An 18,166-nucleotide genomic window follows, 5' to 3' on the forward strand; every position below is an offset into this window, starting at 1 on the left:
CGCGGTCCGCTCGGCGGCCGGTGTCCGGGGCGGGGACGTGCGCGGGGTGGTGTTTCACTCGGACCACGGCGCCCGGTGCGGATTCAATCGGTCGTCGCAACACCTCGTCCTCGGAGGTGTTGATGGGCAGGCCAGCAGGGTGGATGGCGGCGTTGACCGGGCGGTCGCCGATGAAATCCCCGGGTGCGCCAGCGCTTCGGCGGGAAGTGGAACGCCAGTTCTGGCGGGAGATCGCGAAGGGGGTGCTGGCGTATCCCAGGCAGCGGGTTGCAGGTGGTTTCGGCACGGTGGCGGCATGCCACCGATGGATCTTGCCCCACAGTCCGGCCGGTACCTGTCCTTCCACGAGCGTGAAGAGATCGCGATCCTCAAAGCGCAGGGCATCGGAGTCCGGGAGACCGCGCGACGCCTCGGCCGCGATCCATCGACGGTGTCCCGAGACATGAGATGGGGCAAAGACCGTAGAGCTGGTCCCTGGCCAGATCGTAGGCCGCGAACAGGTGCCGAACCCCGTGCGGGCAGGTGTAGGTCGCCCGTGGCCGTGGCTCGCGGTCGGGGTCCTTGTGGTGGCCGCCGCGCTCCGCCCACTTCCGGCCGGGGTGGGGTTGGAGGTTGAGCGGCCCGAACTCGTCGAGGCAGAAGACGACTTCGGGCTCGCCTTCCTCGGGGATGACCTCACCGTCGGCGATCGCGTAGAGGTGCTCGACCCGGGCCTTCCTGGCCGCGTAGTCCGGGTCGCGGGAGGTCTTCCAGGTCTTCACGCGTTGAAAGGAGACGCCTTCCTCGCGGAGCAGGACCCGCAGGCCCTCGTGGCTGATGTCGTAGACCACCCCCGGTAACCAGGAAGTCGGCCAGCTTGGCCAGGCTTCAGGTCGAGAACGGCGGGCCGTGTTCGGTCGGCCTGGACTTGGCGATCTTCTTGATCTCCCGGCGCTCGGGCAGCGTGAACGTCCTCGGCCGTCCACCCCGGTACTTCGGATAGAGCGATTCGAAGCCGTCGGCGTTGAAGTTGTGGATCACGTCCCGGACCCGGTCCGCGCTGGTGAACGTCACCTCGGCGATCTTCGCCACGCTCACGCGTTGGGCGGACAGCCGCAGCAGCCGTCTGCCCTCGTCGTCATCGATCTCTCTGACCCGTACTCGCTCTGCCACGCGCACAGCTTGGCGCGCATGTGCCGTCCGGAGCATCCTCCGGATGGCACATCACAATCACAGCGGGGCGAACGTTGCTTGATGTGGCATCAGAGCCCGGGAGTCCGCCGGCCCACCGGACCGCGAGAGGCCGGATGTGAATCGCGGGTCACAGTCGGGTTCAATGAATTCGCCCTGATCTTCCGGGAGCTGGGTGTGGCCAGGGGCCGTGGCGCGGTCGGCACGAGCGCGGACAACGCGGCCGCCGGGCGTTCGACGCGACCCTGAAGCGGGAGACTCTGCAGGGCGCGAAGCGCTGGGCTGGAGCCCGTGCCGCCCGCCCGGCGGTCTTCCGGTGGATCACCCGGTACAACACCCGCAGGAGGCACTCCGCGCTGAACTGCCTCAGTCCGATCGAGTTCGAACAACGATCAGCTGCGCCGGCACTCGCCGCATAGCACTAGTGTCCACACTCCGGGGCCCCTCCATCCAGACTGGTGGCGAAGCCATGGCGTTCGATGCCATGGCCTTCGTTCCGGCCTCGTCCCCATCCAGTACCGCCCTTTGCTGGAAAGACTGACGTGACGTCAAGCCCACAGCCGGCCTGACCCGCAAGCGGCCCCGGGACGCGTTTGGGCGTCCCGGGGCCGTTCCGGCCAACCGCACGACACCGCCAGCCCGAAGGAGCCGTCCTTGAGCCCCACCCACCCCCTGACGCGCGCAGCCGCGGCCGCCGCGATCCTCGCCGTCCTGGCCGGATGCTCGACCTCGCACGACAAGGACCCGAACCGGCCCGGAGCCGAAGCCGCCACCCGAATCAGCCCGGGTGAGGGCCCGGGCTCGTCGTCCCCGACGGGCTCGGTCACCCAGTCCGGCACGGTTCCCGACTCACCGGCCCCGGCGGGCCCGGCGAGCTCGGCGGGCTCGTCCAGTGCCGCCCCGGACTCGCAGAGCCTGACGGACTGGCCCAGCGAACCGGCACCGGGCACCGCTGTCCCAGTCGTCAAAAGCCAGGTGATCAAGCGTGGGTACACCGGCGAGTCATACCTGAACCGCTTCGCCGCCACCTGGGGCATAACCCTGGACACCCGGCAGAAGGTCGAGTTTCCCGGCCGGCCGACCGTCTGGCACACGTCGGGCGTCAAACGGAGCGGGGAGGTGGCGACATCGATCGCCGCGGTGTGGAGCCTCGACGGAGATCTGATCTCCCTGTCCTGTTCTGTGACGGCCTCGGCCACGAAGCGCGCCGATTTTCTGCACGACTGCGCGAGCCTGGACCACCCCGGGGCGGCGCCGGCGTCCGCCACGGCCTGGCTGGACGCCATGGAACCCCGGGTAGCCAACGCCTTCGCGTCCGGACAGGGCACCGTCATCGACAGCCCGCTCCACCGTTCCGGCCCGGTCGCGACCGTGCTGCAGAAAGCACGCGATGCCTCGTACGGCGGCGACTACTACCAACTGCGCTCCTTCGGCACCGGTTCGAGTTAATCGGATCTGTCGAGCGGCGCCAACGGTCGCAGGCGGCACTCGCGAGCTCGCGGACACAACCGCCCGCCGGCGGTCGCAGAGGCGAACACCGCCGTAGACCTGCTCGCCTGCGAGGACAGGCCCGTCGAGGCGTTCGGCGACACCTTCTGCTCCACCGGAACCGCGCGCCAGGCCCTCGGCGAGGCCGGACACACATTGTTCTTCCAGCCCGCCCAACGGCCCGGCACTACGGGCGGCTTGGCCCTCGGGAACTTCCGAATGCGCCCGCCTGCGGTACGGCCGGCTACACCGTCGCGCTGTCACCCGACCGCGGCCCCCACACTCGCCGGCACCGCGAACTTCGACCGCCGCTGCATCGACTGCCCGTTGCGTGAGCGCTGGACCGCCTTGAGGACCGGTAAGAACCTGCGGATCCAACCCGGCTACGACCTCCAGCGGAACTGTCAGCTCGGGAAGCCCCGCAGGTCACGCAGAGCCCGGTCTTCTCGGACGACGCCGGGCGGGGCCGTCCGTTCGAGGGCGGCGACGAGCCGCTGCCGGTCCCGCCGCCGCACGGCCAGCAGCGGGATCCGGCAGCGCGCCCCGTCGCGGCCCTCCAGCAGAAGCGTGTAGGCGTACGCTCCGGCCACCGAGCCCGCGGCGTCGGTCAGGGCGCGGGTGGAGCCCAGCTGGTCGTGGAAGAACCAGAGGGTCCCTGTGCCGGTGATCTGCTCGACCGGTAGGTCATCCGGTCCGTAGATGTACGAGGACGAGCCGTCGGAGAGCAGGTTGGGGATCTTTTCCGCGTCCCAGGTGCAGGAGACAGCTGTCGTCCCGGTGGTCTTCTGTGTCCGCAGGCCGGCGCCGTTGTACGTGTAGGCGCTGGTGGTCCCGCCGCTGCTCACACCGGTCAGGCGGTTCGCCTGGTCGTACGTGTGAGTGACGACGGTGCTCCCGGTGGTCGCCTTCGTGCGGTTGCCCTGCGGGTCCCAGGTGTAGGTGGTCGCGCCGCTCGGCGGAGCGGTGCAGGACGGCACGGCCGGCATCGAGCCCGGCGTGCTCCAGCAGAGCTGGTTGGCCGCGTCGAAGGCCTGCCCGGTGGCTCCGGTCCGGACAGGGTTGTCGGCGGCGTCGTAGGCGTAGTCGGTCGTGGCCGACCCCGCGGTGGAGGACTTGAGCTGGTTCAGCGCCGTGTACTGGTAGGTCAGGGCGCTGCCCGGCACGCCGCTCGGGCTCTCCGAGCTGACGCGGCCCGTGTTGTCCCGGGTGTAGGCGAGCGAGACCAGCGTTGAGCTGCCGCCGGTCAGCCGGTCGGTCAGTGGCTGCCCGGAGTCGTCGAGCGTCGTGGTGGCGGTGGTTCCGTTCGGGAAGGCCGTGGAGGTCCAGTGGCCGGCGCCGTCGTAGCCGAACCCGGTGGTCTTTCCGTTCCAGTCCTTGACCGAGGTCAGGCGGTTCGCCTTGTCGAAGGTGCGGGTGACCGTCTGGGAACTTCCACCGGGGTAGGTGATCGACGTCTGGTTGCCGTTCTCGTCGTAGCCGTAGCCGGTTACCGCTCCGGCGCCGTCGGTCGTCGAGACCAGCTCGCCGAACGCGTCGTAGACGCGCCGGGAGGTGCCGGTGCCGTCGGTCATCGAGCTCTGCCGGCCGGCCGCGTCATAGCTGATCGCGGTCACTGGCGCAGTGGCCCCGTCCGAGAAGGCCACCGAGACGGGCTGGCTGTTCGCGTCGTAGGTGAAGGTGGTGACGCGTCCGCTCGGATCGGTCGATGTCGTGCGGCGTCCGGCCGCGTCGTAGGCGTTCGCGGTGGCGCGGCCCAGTGGATCGGTGCGCAGGGTCTGCCGCTTCTGGGCGTCGTACGCGAAGACGGTGGCCGCGCCGAGTGCGTCGACCGTTCTGGCGACCGTGCCGCCGGGGTTGTAGTCGGTGCTCAGCACCGTTCCGTCGGGCCGCTTCACCTTGGTCTGGTTCCCGAGGGCGTCGTACGTGTACTGGGTGGTGTTGCCCTTCGGGTCGGTCATCGAGGTGCGGTGCCCGTCCGCGTCGAAGGCGGACGTACTGGCGTGGCCGAGCGGGTCGACGGCTCCGGTCCGGTTGCCCCACGCGTCGTAGGAGTAGGTCGTGCAGCCCTTGGCCGGCGCGGTGCAGCCCGGTGACGTACCGGCGGCGACACCGTCCGGTGCCACCTCGCTGGTCAGCAGGCCGCGGGCGGTGTTGTACCCGTACTTGGTGACGTTGCCCAGTTCGTCGGTCGCGCTGGTGACTGCGCCGGTCGGGTCGTAGGTCTTGCGGCTCACATTGCCGCGCGGATCGACCGTGCGGGTCGTGTCACCCGGGTGGGCCGCGTCGTCGTAGTACACGGCGGTCGTCCGAGCCGGCAGCGACTCGCTGACCGGCTGGCGGACGACGCTGGTGAGCAGCCCGAAGCCCTCGCTTCCGGTGTTGGTGCCGCCGACGGTCGCGATGTGGCCGGCCTCGTCGTAGACGTAGGCGGTCCGGAGTCCGCTCGGGTCGATCACGGACCGGAGGTTGTCCGTGCTGTCGTAGGACTTGACGGTGGTGAACCCTCGGGCGTCGCCGGCCGACGTCTCATTGCCGTGGTCGTCGTAGGTGTAGGTGCGGACGTAAGACCCCGGGCGGCCGTCGGGCCGCCTCGCGGCACTTCGGCCACCTACTGCCTGATGAGTCGTCATATGTCGGGAGTGTCAAGCGGGCTCGCCGCAGGAGTGGATGTCTGATGCCACGCCAGTGTCTGCCAGCCCTTCGCGCAGGGGCAGAGGTGTCAGGGGGCGGGTTACGGTGGCGGGTATGGACTGGCTTGATCGGGTGGGGGCGCTGCGGCGGTGGGGGAGCAATGAGGTGCGGGCGTCGCACAAGCCGTTGCTGTTGTTGTACGCGCTGGGGAGTTATCAGCAGGATGCCGGCGGCGGGCTGCGGTACGGCGTGGTCGAGGGGGAGTTGAAGCGGCTGCTCGTGGAGTACGGGCCGCCGCATGCCACGACGCCGGCGTATCCGTTTCACCATCTGGTCAGTGACGGGGTGTGGGAGGTCAGGACCGACCGGGGGGAGGGGAGTCCGGGGACGGGGGTGCGGGAGTTGCGGGCCAGTGGTGCCACCGGGAGGCTGGCGGCCGGGCTGCGGGCGGCGCTTGCCAGGGATCCGTCGTTGTTGGGGCGGCTGGTCAGGGTGTTGCTGGACAGCTACTTTCCGCCGTCGTTGCACGTCGAGCTGTGCGAGGCGGTCGGGCTCGATCTGGAGGGGGTCGAGACCGGGGTGCCCGGTGGTGGGGGCGGGGGCTCGCGGCGGCAGCGTGATCGGCGGATGCGTGAACTGATACTGACCGCCTACGAGTTCCAGTGTGCGTTCTGCGGGTACGACGGGGCGCTCGGCGGGAGTGTGGTCGGGCTGGAGGCCGCGCATGTGCGCTGGTGGTCGTACGACGGGCCGGACACCGTCGACAACGGACTCTGTCTCTGCTCGCTGCACCACAAGCTCTTCGACAAGGGGGTCATGGGGCTGGGGGAGGACCACCGGATCCTGGTCTCCCAGCGGTTCGTCGGGCGGGGCGAGGCCAGCCGGCAGCAGGTGCTGGCGCTCGCCGGGCGGTCGGTGATCGGGCCGCAGCCGGGCCTTCCGGCGGTCGCGGGCCGGCATCGGGAGTGGCACGTTCGGCAGGTGTTCCACGGTGCGGCGCGGGCCGTCGGGTGAGGGGTGGGGGATCGGGTTCCGGCGGTCAGTCCTTCGTGTTGACGCGGACGACGCCGACCTTTGAGGTGGCGGTGATGGTGCGGGGGGAGCCCGGGTCCTGGTCCACGTCGACGTGGGGGCGGGAGGAGCCGGCGGCGGCCGAGACGCGGTACCGGGTGCCGTCCTTGGGTACGGACACCGTGATGCTGCCGGTGGTGGAACCGGCGCTGACGGCGGTGGGCGTGGTGCGGAAGGCGAGCTTCACGCTGCCGTGGTCATTGGCCGCGTCGACCTCGGGAGAGGTCAGGCCGTTCGCGGTGATGTGGCCCGAGCGGGTGCGCACGCGCAGTGGCCCGGAGGCGGTGTCGATGTCCACGCCGCCCTGCCCGGTCGTCACATCGAGTCTGCCGTCGATCCCCTTGGCGGTGACGCCTGCCGGGCCGGTGCCCCGGACGGTCACGGCCATGTTCCGCGGGACGTGGACGGTGTGGTCGGCCTGGCAGTTGAGTGCGATGCCGCTGCAGGTGGCGGAGAGTCTGAGGGTGGTGCCGTCCAGCACCCAGGTGGCGTTGCCGTCCTGGGCGGCCCGGCCGGTCAGGTGGCGGTCGACCCTGACGGCCTTCCCGTCGGCGGGCAGCAGTGTCACGTCCTGGTCGGTCTCGACGGTGAACTGATCGCCGTGGACGGCGAAGTCCTGGGAATCGCTGCGGGGTTGGGCGGCCAGGTCGTCGGTGACACCGCAGCCGGTGAGGGCGGCGGCCAGGGCAGGGAGTGCGGCCACCCAGGCCGGTATGGCGGTCGGCTTCTTCATGCCGCCATGCTCGCGGCCGGCCCGGGGCGTCGACATCTGCCGTTCGGGAGAGATCGGCCGGTGTCTCGCTGTCCGGCAGTCGTCGGCTGCTGCCGGGCGCCCGATCCGAGCGGGCCGGTCATCTGACTATTCTTGTAAAAGACTTTCAGGGGGCATTATCTGACGAATAATGCGCCCGCTTATCATCAGACAATTACCGTTGCTTGTGATTCTTTTCGGAAATCCCTCGCATCATCTTCCAGCCACCGTTAGTATCAGAACGAATGCTTTCGGTGATCGTTCGGTGGTGGATCGCGAAGGGGGTCGCCATGGGTGGGCAGCTACGATCGGTGCTGCGGCATGTCGCGTACCCGATCCTGCTGATCATACTTCTGTCGATATCGGTCGCAGCCCTGCGCTGGCGATGGGATCTCGGCCGGGCGAGCCAGATCTTCCTGGTCGGCACCATCGGATATCTGACCCTACTCGAATGGATGATCCCCTACGAGCCGGAGTGGCAGCCGAGCGCCGGTGAATGGGGTTGGTACGGCGTCTATTTCGTCCTCACAATGATCGGCGGGGGGTTGTCTCAGGTGCCGGTGCAGGCCCTCGTCGGCTGGCTGGCACCGCCGCATCCGGCACTGCCGCTCTGGGCCGAGATCCCGGCGGCGATGCTGCTCGGCTCGCTCGCCAACTATCTGGTCCACCGCTGGTGCCACACCAATCCGTGGCTCTGGCGGCTGCACGGGGTGCACCACGTGCCGGAGAAGGTGAACGTCGCCAACAACGGCGTCAACCACATCGTCGACGTGCTGCTCACCCAGGGCGTCGTCCAGCTGTCGCTCGCGCTGGCCGGCTTCTCCGCGGAGTCGGTGTTCGTGGTGGGCCTGTTCGTGGTGGCCCAGGGCTACTTCGTCCACGCCAACATCGATGTCCGGATCGGCCTGCTCAACCACGTCTTCGCCGGGCCCGAGCAGCACAGGCTGCACCACAGCGTCGACCTGGCCGAGGCCGGACACTACGGCTCCGATCTCTCCGTCTGGGACCACGCCTTCGGCAGCTTCACCTGGCACCCCGGCCGTCGGCCGATCGCGGTGGGGCTGCAGTACCCGTCCGACTTCCCCCGGACGGAAGCGGTGATCGCCAGTCATCTCCAGCCCTGGAGACGCCCGGCGCGGGCCGACGACGCGCCGGCCTGACCGCGCCGCACCCCGAACCGTCCCTTCGTCCGCGCCTTCCCTGCCTCCTTTCTGCCTCTCTCCTGGCCCTCTTCTCCGGTTCTCCGGCCGGCCGGCCCTCGGCCCGTCCGGGAGCGGAGCGCGGCCTCCGTCCCCATGCCCGCGTGGCCTCCCACGGCTCTTCCGCGCGCGCGAAACGCAGCGACACAAGGACTCGACCATGACGGACTCATGCCTTGCGGCATCCCCCGGCCCCGCTGATTCCCCAGACCCCACCGGCCGCCCCGACACCTCGGGCCCTTCCGCCTCCGCCACCTTGGCCACTCCCGCCGCCCTCAGTCCCACTCCCACTCCCGCCACCGCCTCCGTCATCGCCACCGCCGTCGCCGCCGCTCCCACCGGCCCCGCCTCCTCCGCGGTCTCCACCGGCGAGCCGGAGAAGATCGCGATCATCGGGATCGGCTGCCGGCTGCCGGGCGGAGCCAATGACCACCGGTCGTTCTGGCGGAACCTGGTCGACGGCAAGGACTGCCTCACGCCGACCCCGCGCAGCCGCTACGACGTGGCCACCCTGGGCAGCCGGGACAAGGCGAAGCCCGGCCGGCTGGTGGGCGGCCGGGGCGGCTACATCGACGGCTTCGACGAGTTCGACCCGGCGTTCTTCGGGATCAGCGGCCGGGAGGCCGACCACATGGACCCGCAGCAGCGGAAGCTGCTGGAGGTCGCCTGGGAGGCGCTGGAGGACGGCGGGCAGAAGCCGGGCGAGCTGGCCGGCCGCGATGTCGGCGTCTACGTCGGCGCGTTCACCCTGGACTACAAGATCGTCCAGTTCTCGGACCTCTCCTTCGAGACCCTGGCCGCCCACACCGCCACCGGCACCATGATGACAATGGTGTCGAACCGGATCTCGCACTGCTTCGACTTCCGCGGCCCCAGCGTCTCCCTCGACACCGCCTGCAGCTCCTCCCTGGTCGCCGTCCACCTGGCCGCCCAGAGCCTGCTGCGCGGTGAGACGGACCTCGCGCTGGCCGGTGGCACCCTGCTGCACATCGCGCCGCAGTACACCATCGCCGAGACCAAGGGCGGCTTCCTCTCCCCGCACGGCCGCTCCCGCACCTTCGACGCCTCGGCGGACGGCTACGTCCGGGCCGAGGGCGTCGCCGTGGTCGCGCTCAAGCGGCTCTCGGAGGCACTGCGCGACGGCGACCCGGTCCACGCCGTCATCATCGGCAGCGGCGTCAACCAGGACGGCCGCACCAACGGCATCACCGTGCCCAACCCGGACGCCCAGGTCGCCCTGATCGAGCGGGTCTGCGCCGAGGCCGGCATCGTCCCCGGCAGCCTCCAGTACGTCGAGGCGCACGGCACCTCCACCCCCGTGGGCGACCCGATCGAGGCCAACGCCCTCGCCCGCGCGCTCGCGGTCGGCCGCCGCCCGGGCGACATCTGCTACGTCGGCTCGGTCAAGACCAACATCGGGCACACCGAGTCGACCTCCGGCCTGGCCGGGCTGATCAAGTCCGCGCTGGCGCTCAAGCACCGGGTGATCCCGCCGCACATCAACCTGGAGCGGCTCAACCCGGCGATCGACCCGGCCACCCTGCCGTACCGGATCCCGGTCGAGCCCACCCCCTGGCCCGCCCACGAGGGCCCCGCCAGGGCCGGGGTCAACTCCTTCGGCTTCGGCGGCACCAACGCCCACGTCCTGCTGGAGGCCGCCCCCGAGCCGGCCGACCAGCCCACCGCCGACCAGCCCACCGCCGACCAGTCCATGGCCGAGCGGCCCACCGACGACCGGCTCACAGCCGAGCGGCCCACCGACGACCGGCACACCGGCTGCACCGTCCTGCCGCTCACCGCCCGCGACGCCGCCGCCCTGCCCGAGCTGGCCGCCGGCATCCAGACCGAGCTGGCCGGCGGCTACGGCGGCACCCCCGTCGCCCTGGCCGACCTCGGCCACACCCTGGCCCACCGCCGCCAGTACCTCGACGCCCGGCTCTCCGTGGTGTACGACTCCCGCACGTCGCTGGACGAGGCGCTCGCCGCCTACCGGCGCGGCGAGCCGCACCCCCGGGTGCTGGCCGACCAGTGCCGTGAGGCCCGGCACCGCCGACTCGCCTGGGTCTTCACCGGCATGGGCCCGCAGTGGTGGGCGATGGGCCGCCGGCTGTTCGAGACCGAGCCGGTCTACCGCGAGGCCGTCGAGCGCTGCGCCGAGCACCTCGCCGAACTCGCCGGCTGGTCGCTGCTCGACGAGCTCGCCGCCGACGAGGCCGGCTCCCGGATGGCCGAGACCTGGCTCGCCCAGCCCGCCAACTTCGCCCTGCAGACCGGTCTCGCCGCCCTCTGGCGCAGCCGGGGCGTCCGCCCGGACGCCATCGTCGGCCACAGCACCGGCGAGGTCGCCGCCTTCCACCAGGCCGGTGTCTACGACCTGGCCGACGCGGTCAAGGTCGTGGTGCACCGCAGCCGGCTCCAGCAGCGGCTGGCCGGCACCGGCGGCATGCTCGCCGTCGCCCTCTCGGAGGCCGAGGCGGTCCGCCGGCTGCGCCCGTACGGTGGCGCCGTCTCGGTGGCCGCGATCAACAGCCCGACCTCGCTCACCCTCGCCGGGGACGAGTCCGCGCTGGCCGAGCTGGCCGCCGCGCTCACCGCGGAGCAGGTCTTCGCCCGTCCGCTGACCGTCGAAGTGCCCTATCACAGCGCCAAGATGGACCCGATCAAGGACGAACTGCTCGACGCGCTCGCCGACCTCAAGGCCCGTCCCGCCCAGGTGCCGCTCTACCTCACCGGCCGGGAGGGCACCGCGCACGGCACCGAGCTGGACGCCGCCTACTGGTGGCGCAACGTCCGCGACAGCGTCCGCTTCCAGCAGGCCGTGGAGCGGCTCGCCGACGACGGGTACAGCCTCTTCCTGGAGATCGGGCCGCACCCCGTGCTCGGCCGCGCGATCCAGGAGACCGTGGAGGCCCGCCCCGGCGACGCCGACCGGCCCGCGGTCCGCACCCTGTCCTCGATCCGCCGGGAGGAGGACGAACGGGCCTGCTTCACCGCCTCGCTGGCCACCCTGCACAATCTCGGCGTCGAGGTGGACTGGTCCGTCCTGCAGCCCGCCGGCCGGCCGGTGCCGCTGCCGCGCTACCCGTTCAGGCGGGACCGCCACTGGGTCGAGCCCCGGTCGGTCGAGCAGGTCCGCCGGGGCCTGCTGGACCACCCGCTGCTCGGCCGCCGCCTGGCCAGTGCCGAACCGGCCTGGGAGGCCCGGCTCGACGCCGAGGCACTGCCCTACCTGGAGGACCACCGGATCCAGGGCAATGTGCTCTTCCCCGCCGCCGGCTATCTGGAGATGGCCGTCCAGGCGGTTCGCGCGCTGACCGGCGGCACCGACGCCGCCCTGGCCGGCATCGAGCTGCGCAAGGCGCTCTTCCTGCCCGACGACGAGAGCCGCGCCGTCCAGCTGACCGTCTCCGCCGAGCACGGCGGCTTCACCGTCAGCACCCTCACCGGGGACGGGCCGGAGCGCACCGTGCACGCCGCCGGAACGATCCGCCCCGGCCAGCGCCGCCGCCCGGCCCACCGGCTGGACGCCGACCTGGTCCGCGCCCGGGCCGCCCGCCGGCTGGCCGGCCCCGACTGCTACACCGGGCTGGCCGCCCTCGGCTACCACTACGGCCCGGCGTTCCGGGGCATCGCCGAGGTCTGGATCGGCCCCGGGGAGGCGCTGGCGCTGGTCCGCCCGACGGCCGCGATCGCCGGGCAGGGCGGCGGCCACCATGTGCACCCGGTGCTGATGGACGCCTTCTTCCAGACCCTGCTGACGCCGCAGCTGCTCACCGCCGGCCCGGCGGGCACCGGCATCAAGCTGCCGCTCTCGATCGAGGAGGTCCGCCTCGACGCGGTCGGCGAACAGCCGCTCTGGGTGCACGCCACCGTCACCCGCGACAGCGGGGACGAAATCGTCGGCGACATCGCCGTCTACGACGGGAACGGCGCCCCGCTCGGCGGGGTCGGCGGCTTCCGGGCCGCCGACGTGGAGAAGGCCTCCACCGCCGTCGGCCTCGCCACCATCGACGGCTGGCTCGCCGAACCGGCCTGGACACCGCTCGCGGACGAGCCCGACAACGCCGACCTGCTCGCCGAACACCCCGACCACTGGCTGCTGTTCGCCGACGCCGGGGGTGTCGCGGACGAGCTGGCCGCCCGGATCACCGCGCGCGGCGGCAGCTGCCACCTGGTCCGCGCGGGCACCGGCTACCACCGCTCGGCCGACGGGAACGAGTCCACCGTCGAGCCGGGCTCCGCCGCGGACCTCGGCCGGCTGCTGGCCGACCGGCGGGCCGGCGGCGCCCCCGATCCGGCCGCCGTCGTCCACCTATGGAACCTCGACCGGCCGGTCCTGGCCGACGCCGACCACGCCACCGTGGCCGGCCACACCGCCGCGGGCGCGTACAGCCTGATCACGCTCGCCGCCCTGCTGCCCGCCGAACTGCCCGGCAGCAGGCTGCACATCGTCACCCGGGCCGCCCAGGCCACCACCCCCGGCGAGCCGGTCGAACCGCTGGGCGCCCCCGCCTGGGGCATCGGCCGGGTGCTGCGCCACCAGGAGCTGCCCGGCCACCCGGGCAAGCTGATCGACCTCGGCCCGGTCGGGGCGCCGGCCGACGAGGCGGCCGCGCTGCTGCGCGAGTTCGCCCGCGCCGACGAGGACGAGATCGCGCTGCGCGCCGGCCGCCGGCTGACCAGCCGGCTGCGCCCGGCCGAGGGGCTGACCGGGCCGCTGCCGCCCAGCCTGCGCCCGGACGGCAGCTACCTGGTGACGGGCGCCTTCGGCGCGCTCGGCCGGCTGCTCTGCCGCACGCTGGTCCGGCGCGGCGCCCGCCGGCTGATCCTGGCCGGCCGCAGCCCGCTGCCGCCGCGCGAGCAGTGGCGCGACCTCGACCCGCAGAGCCCCGCCGGGCGCGGTGTCGCCTTCCTGCGGGAGCTGGAGGCGCTCGGTGCCCAGCCCGTCCCGGTGGCGCTGGACGTCACCGACGAGCGCGCGCTCGCCGCCTGGCTGGCCGGGTACCGGGCGCTGGCCTCGCCGCCGATCCGGGGCGTCTTCCACCTGGCCGGGCAGGTCCGCGACACCCTGGTGCCGGAGCTGGACCGCGAGGTGTTCGACGCCGTGCACGGCCCCAAGGTGCTCGGGGCCTTCGCGCTGCACCGGCAGCTGGCGGACGAACCACTCGACCACTTCGTGCTGTTCGCCTCGATCGCCTCGCTGCTGACCACCGCGGGCCAGACCAACTACGCCGCCGGGAACGCCTTCCTCGACGCGCTCGCACACCACCGCAGGGCCCTCGGCCTGCCCGCGCTCAGTCTGGACTGGGGGCCGTGGGCCACCGGCATGATCGAGGAACTTGGCCTGATCGACCACTACCGCAACAGCCGGGGTATGAGCTCGCTCGCCCCCGAGGCCGGGATGGCGGTGCTGGAGCGGGTGCTCGGCCAGGACCGCGCCCAGCTGCTGGTCGCCACCGTGGTCGACTGGCCGACCTTCCTCTCCTGGTACCCGGCCCCGCCGCCGCTGGTCGCCGAGCTGGCCGCCGCCGCCCGCGAGGCCGCCCCGGCCCCGCGGAGCAGCCTGCTGGAGGAGCTGCGGGCGGCCGGCGAGGAGGAGCGCCGGGCGCTGCTCACCGAGCGGTTCGCCGCGCTCGCCGCCGCCGTGCTCCGGGTGCCCGCCGAACAGATCGAGCCCGCCACCGGCCTGAGCGGCCTCGGCCTGGACTCGCTGCTCGCGATGGAGCTGAGGGCCCGGCTCAACACCGAACTCGGCACCGCCCTGCCGGTGGTGGCGCTGCTCGGCAACGCGCCGGTGCGGGAGCTGGTCGCCCAGCTCTACGAGGGGCTGGCCGAGCTGCTGGAGGACGACGGCACCGGCGGTGCCGGCGGTGAGGTGGTCCGGTACGAGGACGAGTCGAACCACCCGCTGACGCAGAACCAGAAGGCGCTCTGGTTCCTCAAGCAGCTCAACCCGGACGGCTTCGCCTACAACATCGGCGGGGCGGTCGAGGTCCGGGTGGAGCTGGAGCCGGAGCTGATGGCCACCGCCTTCCGGACGCTGGTCGAGCGCCACCCCAGCCTGCGGGCCAACTTCGTGCTCGACGGCGGCCAGGCCGTCCAGCGGGTCTCCGCCGCCGTCGAGCCGGACTTCGGCGTGTTCGACGTGCAGGGCCTGGAGTGGGACGACATCCACGCGATGATCGTGCGGGAGTACCGCAAGCCGTACGACCTGGAGCGCGATCCGCTGGTGCGGTTCCGGCTGTTCAAACGCGGGCCGGAGCGCTGGGTGATCATGAAGGCCGTTCACCACATCATCTCGGACGCGATCTCCACCTTCACCTTCATCGAGGAGCTGCTCGCCGTCTACGAGGGGCTGCGACAGGGCCGGGCGCCCCAACTGCCCCCGGTCGCCGCCCGCTACCTGGACTTCCTCAACCGGCAGAACGCGTTCCTGGCCGGCCGCGAGGCGCCGAGGATGCTCGACTACTGGCGCTCGCACCTGCCCGCGGAGGTGCCGATCCTCAGCCTGCCCACCGACAGGCCGCGCCCGGCCGTCCAGACCCACAACGGCGCCTCCGAGTTCTTCGTCCTGGACGAGGAGCTCAGCGCCCGGGTGCACGCGCTGGCCCGGGAGCACAACGTCACCGTCTTCATGGTGCTGCTCAGCGCCTACTACCTGCTGCTGCACGCCTACTCGGGCCAGGAGGACATCATCGTCGGCAGCCCGGTGACGGGCCGCACCGACGAGGAGTTCGCCGGCGTCTACGGTTACTTCGTCAACCCGCTGCCGCTGCACGCGAGTCTGGCCGGTTCGCCGACGGTCGCCGAGCTGCTGGCCCAGGTGCGCACCACCGTGCTGGGCGGGCTGGACAACCAGGAGTACCCGTTCGTCCTGCTGGTGGAGAAGCTCGGTCTGCAGCACGACCCGAGCCGCTCGGCGGTCTTCCAGGCGATGTTCATCCTGCTCACCCACAAGGTCGCCACCGAGAAGTACGGCTACCGCCTGGAGTACATCGAACTACCCGAGGAGGAGGGGCAGTTCGACCTCACCCTGTCCGCCTACGAGGACGAGGCGGAGCGCCGCTTCCACTGCGTCTTCAAGTACAACACCGACCTCTTCCTGCCCGCGACGATGGCCCGCCTCGCCGGGCACTACGTCAACCTGCTGGACGGGCTGACCCGGGCGGGCGCCGGGGAGCCGGCCACCGGGCTGGAGCTGCTCGGCAGCGCGGAGCGCGCGGTGGTGCTGCGGCAGTGGAGCGGCGCCGACCGGCAGGTCGCCCACGACGAGCCGGTGCACGAGCTGATCCTGCGGGCGGCCGCGGCCGACCCCGGCGCCCTCGCGGTGGCCGCCCCCGCCGAGTCCGGCCCGACCGCCCGGCTGACCTACGGCGAGCTGGCCGAGCGCTCCCGGCGGGCCGCCGCCCGGCTGCGCGCGCTGGGTGCGGGCCCGGGCTCGGTGGTGGCGCTCTGCCTGGACAAGTCGCCGGAGCAGATCGTCGCCCTGCTGGCCGTGCTCCGTACCGGCGCCGCCTATCTGCCGCTCGACCCGGGCCACCCGGCCGACCGGCTGGCCTACATGGTCGAGCACGCGGGCGCCGCCCTGGTGGTCGGCGACACCGAGCGGTTCGGCGGGCTGCCCGCCCGGGTGGTCGGGACGGCCGAACTGGAGCGGACGGCCGAACTGGAGCGGACGGCCGAACCGGACGGGCCGGCCCCGGACTTCACCGACCAGCCGGCGGACCTCGACGCCCCGGCCTACGTCATCTACACCTCCGGCTCCACCGGCCGCCCCAAGGCCGTCCGGGTCGGCCACCGCAACCTGGCCTCGGCCTACCAGGCCTGGCGCGCCGAGTACCGGCTGGACACCGACGCCCGGGTCCACCTCCAGATGGCCAGCCTCTCCTTCGACGTCTTCACCGGGGACGTCGTCCGGGCGCTCTGCTCGGGGGGCACCCTGGTGCTGGTCGGCCGGGAGCTGCTGTTCAACACCGCCCGGCTGTACGAGGTGATGCGCGCCGAGCGGGTGGACGCCGGCGAGTTCGTCCCGGCCGTGGTGCGCACCCTGATCAGCCACTGCGAGCGGGCCGGCCGGCGGCTGGACTTCATGCGGCTGCTGGTGGTCGGCTCGGACGTCTGGAAGGTGGAGGAGTACGAGCGGCTGCGGGCGCTCTGCGGTCCGCGGACCAGGCTGGTCAACTCCTACGGCCTGACCGAGGCCACCATCGACAGCGCCTGGTTCGAGGGCCCGGCCGACACCCTGGAGCCCAGCCGGATGGTCCCGATCGGCCGGCCGTTCCCCAACAGCGCCTTCTACCTCCTGGACGAGCAGGGCCGCCCGGTCCCGCCCGGGGTCCCCGGGGAGCTGTGGATCGGCGGCTCCGGTGTGGCGCTCGGCTACGTCGGCGACGAGGAGCAGACCGCCCGCCGCTTCGTCACCCTGCCGCTCGGCGGCGCCGACGGCACCGAGCCGGTCCGGCTCTACCGCACCGGGGACCTCGCCCGCTGGGACACCGAGGGCGGAGTGCATCTGCTCGGCCGGGCCGACTCGCAGATCAAGGTGCGCGGCCACCGGATCGAGCTGGGCGAGATCGAGACCCAGCTCGCCGAGTGGCCCGAGCTGGCCGAGGCGGTGGTCACCGTCCGGCCCGACCCGGGCGGCGAGAACGTGCTCTGCGCCTACTGCGTGCCCGCCCCCGGGCGGACGCTGGACCGCCGCGAGCTCCGCCGCCACCTGGCCGGCTACCTGCCGACCTTCATGATCCCCGCCCACTTCACCGAGCTGCCCGCCCTGCCGCTCACCGCCAACGGCAAGGTGGACGTCGCCGCGCTGCCCGCGCCGCGGGCCGACGCGGGCGCCGAGGCGGCCGAGCCTCCGGTCACCCTCTACGAGGTCCGGATGGCCGAGCACTGGCGGGCGTTGCTCGGGATCGAGGAGGTCGGCCTCCAGCACGACTTCTTCGAGTCCGGCGGCAGCTCGATCAAGCTGATCGAGCTGATCCACGGCCTGCAGAGCGAGTTCAACATCAGCATCCCGGTCAGCCAGCTCTTCAAGGTCACCACCCTGCACGGGATGGCCAGGACGGTGGAGCACATCATCACCGGCCGGATCGAGGGCGCCCAGCCCTACCTCTGGTTCAACCAGGAGCAGCAGCAGACCCTCTTCTGCTTCCCGCCGGCCGGCGGACACGGCCTGGTCTACCGCCAGTTCGCGGCGCACCTGCCGGAGTACCGGATGGTCGCCTTCAACTACGTGGCCGGCGACGACAAGGTCGCCCGGTACGCCGACCTGGTCGAGGCCGTCCAGCCGGACGGCCCCTGCGCCCTGCTCGGCTACTCGCTCGGCGGGAACCTCGCCTTCGAGGTGGCCAAGGAGCTGGAGCTGCGCGGCCGGGCCGTCCCCAATGTGGTGATCATGGACTCGCACCGGATCCCGGAGTCCTTCACCCTCGGTGACGAGCACGTCCAGGCCTTCGAGCGGGAGCTGGCCGAGCACCTCCAGCGGCACACCGGCTCGGACATCGTCGCCCAGGAAACCCGCGAACAGGCCCAGGACTACCTGCGGTTCTGCAGCCGGACGCCCAACCTCGGGGTGATCACCGCGCCGGTCAGCGTGATCTCCGACGACGAGAAGGTGGCCCTGTACGCGGCGGGGGAGCGCGGCGCCTGGCACGGCAGCTCGACGACCGGGACGGCCGTGTTCAAGGGCTTCGGCGCCCATGCCGAGATGCTGGACCGCGAGTTCATCGGCCGCAACGCCGGTCTGGCCCGCGACATCCTCACCGGAGCCGCCGTCCATGCCTCCTGAGACCACCCGCGCCCCCGGCCGTCCCGAAAGCCCCGGCGGCCCTGAAAGCCCCGGCCGTCCCGAAAT

General features: G+C 72.1%; 6 protein-coding genes and 3 pseudogenes. 6 read left to right on the forward strand and 3 right to left on the reverse strand.

The genetic code is table 11. The features are described 5' to 3' along the window. Window positions 1–295 precede the first annotated feature (295 nt). Window positions 296–472: pseudogene (locus tag ACIO5D_RS12145) on the forward strand (helix-turn-helix domain-containing protein); the annotation flags it as partial. Here ACIO5D_RS12145 and ACIO5D_RS12150 read toward each other — a convergent pair. Further along, a pseudogene (locus ACIO5D_RS12150) lies at window positions 459–1,152 on the reverse strand (helix-turn-helix domain-containing protein); the annotation flags it as partial. The pseudogenes ACIO5D_RS12145 and ACIO5D_RS12150 overlap by 14 nt on opposite strands. Window positions 1,153–1,317: 165 nt before the next feature. Here ACIO5D_RS12150 and ACIO5D_RS12155 point away from each other — a divergent pair. Together ACIO5D_RS12155 and ACIO5D_RS12160 are read left to right on the forward strand one after the other, a co-directional pair. Beyond that, window positions 1,318–1,589, forward strand: a pseudogene (locus ACIO5D_RS12155) (integrase core domain-containing protein); the annotation flags it as partial. Between the two features lie 235 nt (window positions 1,590–1,824). Beyond that, the gene (locus ACIO5D_RS12160; RefSeq protein ID WP_400794929.1) at window positions 1,825–2,619 is read left to right on the forward strand and encodes a hypothetical protein; all 795 of its coding nucleotides are present in this window, start codon (window positions 1,825–1,827) and stop codon (window positions 2,617–2,619) included. 443 nt (window positions 2,620–3,062) lie between these two features. Here ACIO5D_RS12160 and ACIO5D_RS12165 read toward each other — a convergent pair whose 3' ends face one another. After that, window positions 3,063–5,288, reverse strand: coding sequence for a hypothetical protein (locus tag ACIO5D_RS12165; RefSeq protein WP_400794931.1), 2,226 nt, complete (start codon window positions 5,286–5,288; stop codon window positions 3,063–3,065). A gap of 115 nt (window positions 5,289–5,403) precedes the next feature. Between ACIO5D_RS12165 and ACIO5D_RS12170 the strand changes: the two genes are divergently transcribed. Then, entirely contained in the window at window positions 5,404–6,303 is a 900-nt protein-coding gene (locus ACIO5D_RS12170; protein WP_400794933.1) for a phosphorothioated DNA-binding restriction endonuclease, read from the forward strand. Window positions 6,304–6,328: 25 nt separating this feature from the next. Here ACIO5D_RS12170 and ACIO5D_RS12175 read toward each other — a convergent pair whose 3' ends face one another. Next, on the reverse strand, window positions 6,329–7,093 hold the full coding sequence (locus tag ACIO5D_RS12175) for a DUF4097 family beta strand repeat-containing protein (protein ID WP_363604138.1): 765 nt from the start codon (window positions 7,091–7,093) through the stop codon (window positions 6,329–6,331). Window positions 7,094–7,401: 308 nt separating this feature from the next. Here ACIO5D_RS12175 and ACIO5D_RS12180 point away from each other — a divergent pair, with 308 nt between their 5' ends. Beyond that, a complete protein-coding gene (locus tag ACIO5D_RS12180; protein ID WP_363604139.1) occupies window positions 7,402–8,271 on the forward strand; it encodes a sterol desaturase family protein in 870 nt (289 codons plus the stop codon). 199 nt (window positions 8,272–8,470) lie between these two features. Beyond that, window positions 8,471–18,100, forward strand: coding sequence for an amino acid adenylation domain-containing protein (locus ACIO5D_RS12185; protein ID WP_400794936.1), 9,630 nt, complete (start codon window positions 8,471–8,473; stop codon window positions 18,098–18,100). The last annotated feature ends 66 nt before the right edge of the window (window positions 18,101–18,166 follow it).

Origin of the sequence: Kitasatospora sp. NPDC087315 (genome assembly GCF_044744345.1) — a bacterium.
Taxonomy (GTDB): domain Bacteria; phylum Actinomycetota; class Actinomycetes; order Streptomycetales; family Streptomycetaceae; genus Kitasatospora.

Coding starts and splice junctions, on each gene's coding strand:
- ACIO5D_RS12165 (WP_400794931.1), bottom strand. CDS start 5,288: ATGACGACTCATCAGGCAGTAGGTGGCCGAAGTGCCGCGAGGCGGCCC.
- ACIO5D_RS12170 (WP_400794933.1), top strand. CDS start 5,404: ATGGACTGGCTTGATCGGGTGGGGGCGCTGCGGCGGTGGGGGAGCAAT.
- ACIO5D_RS12175 (WP_363604138.1), bottom strand. CDS start 7,093: ATGAAGAAGCCGACCGCCATACCGGCCTGGGTGGCCGCACTCCCTGCC.
- ACIO5D_RS12180 (WP_363604139.1), top strand. CDS start 7,402: ATGGGTGGGCAGCTACGATCGGTGCTGCGGCATGTCGCGTACCCGATC.
- ACIO5D_RS12185 (WP_400794936.1), top strand. CDS start 8,471: ATGACGGACTCATGCCTTGCGGCATCCCCCGGCCCCGCTGATTCCCCA.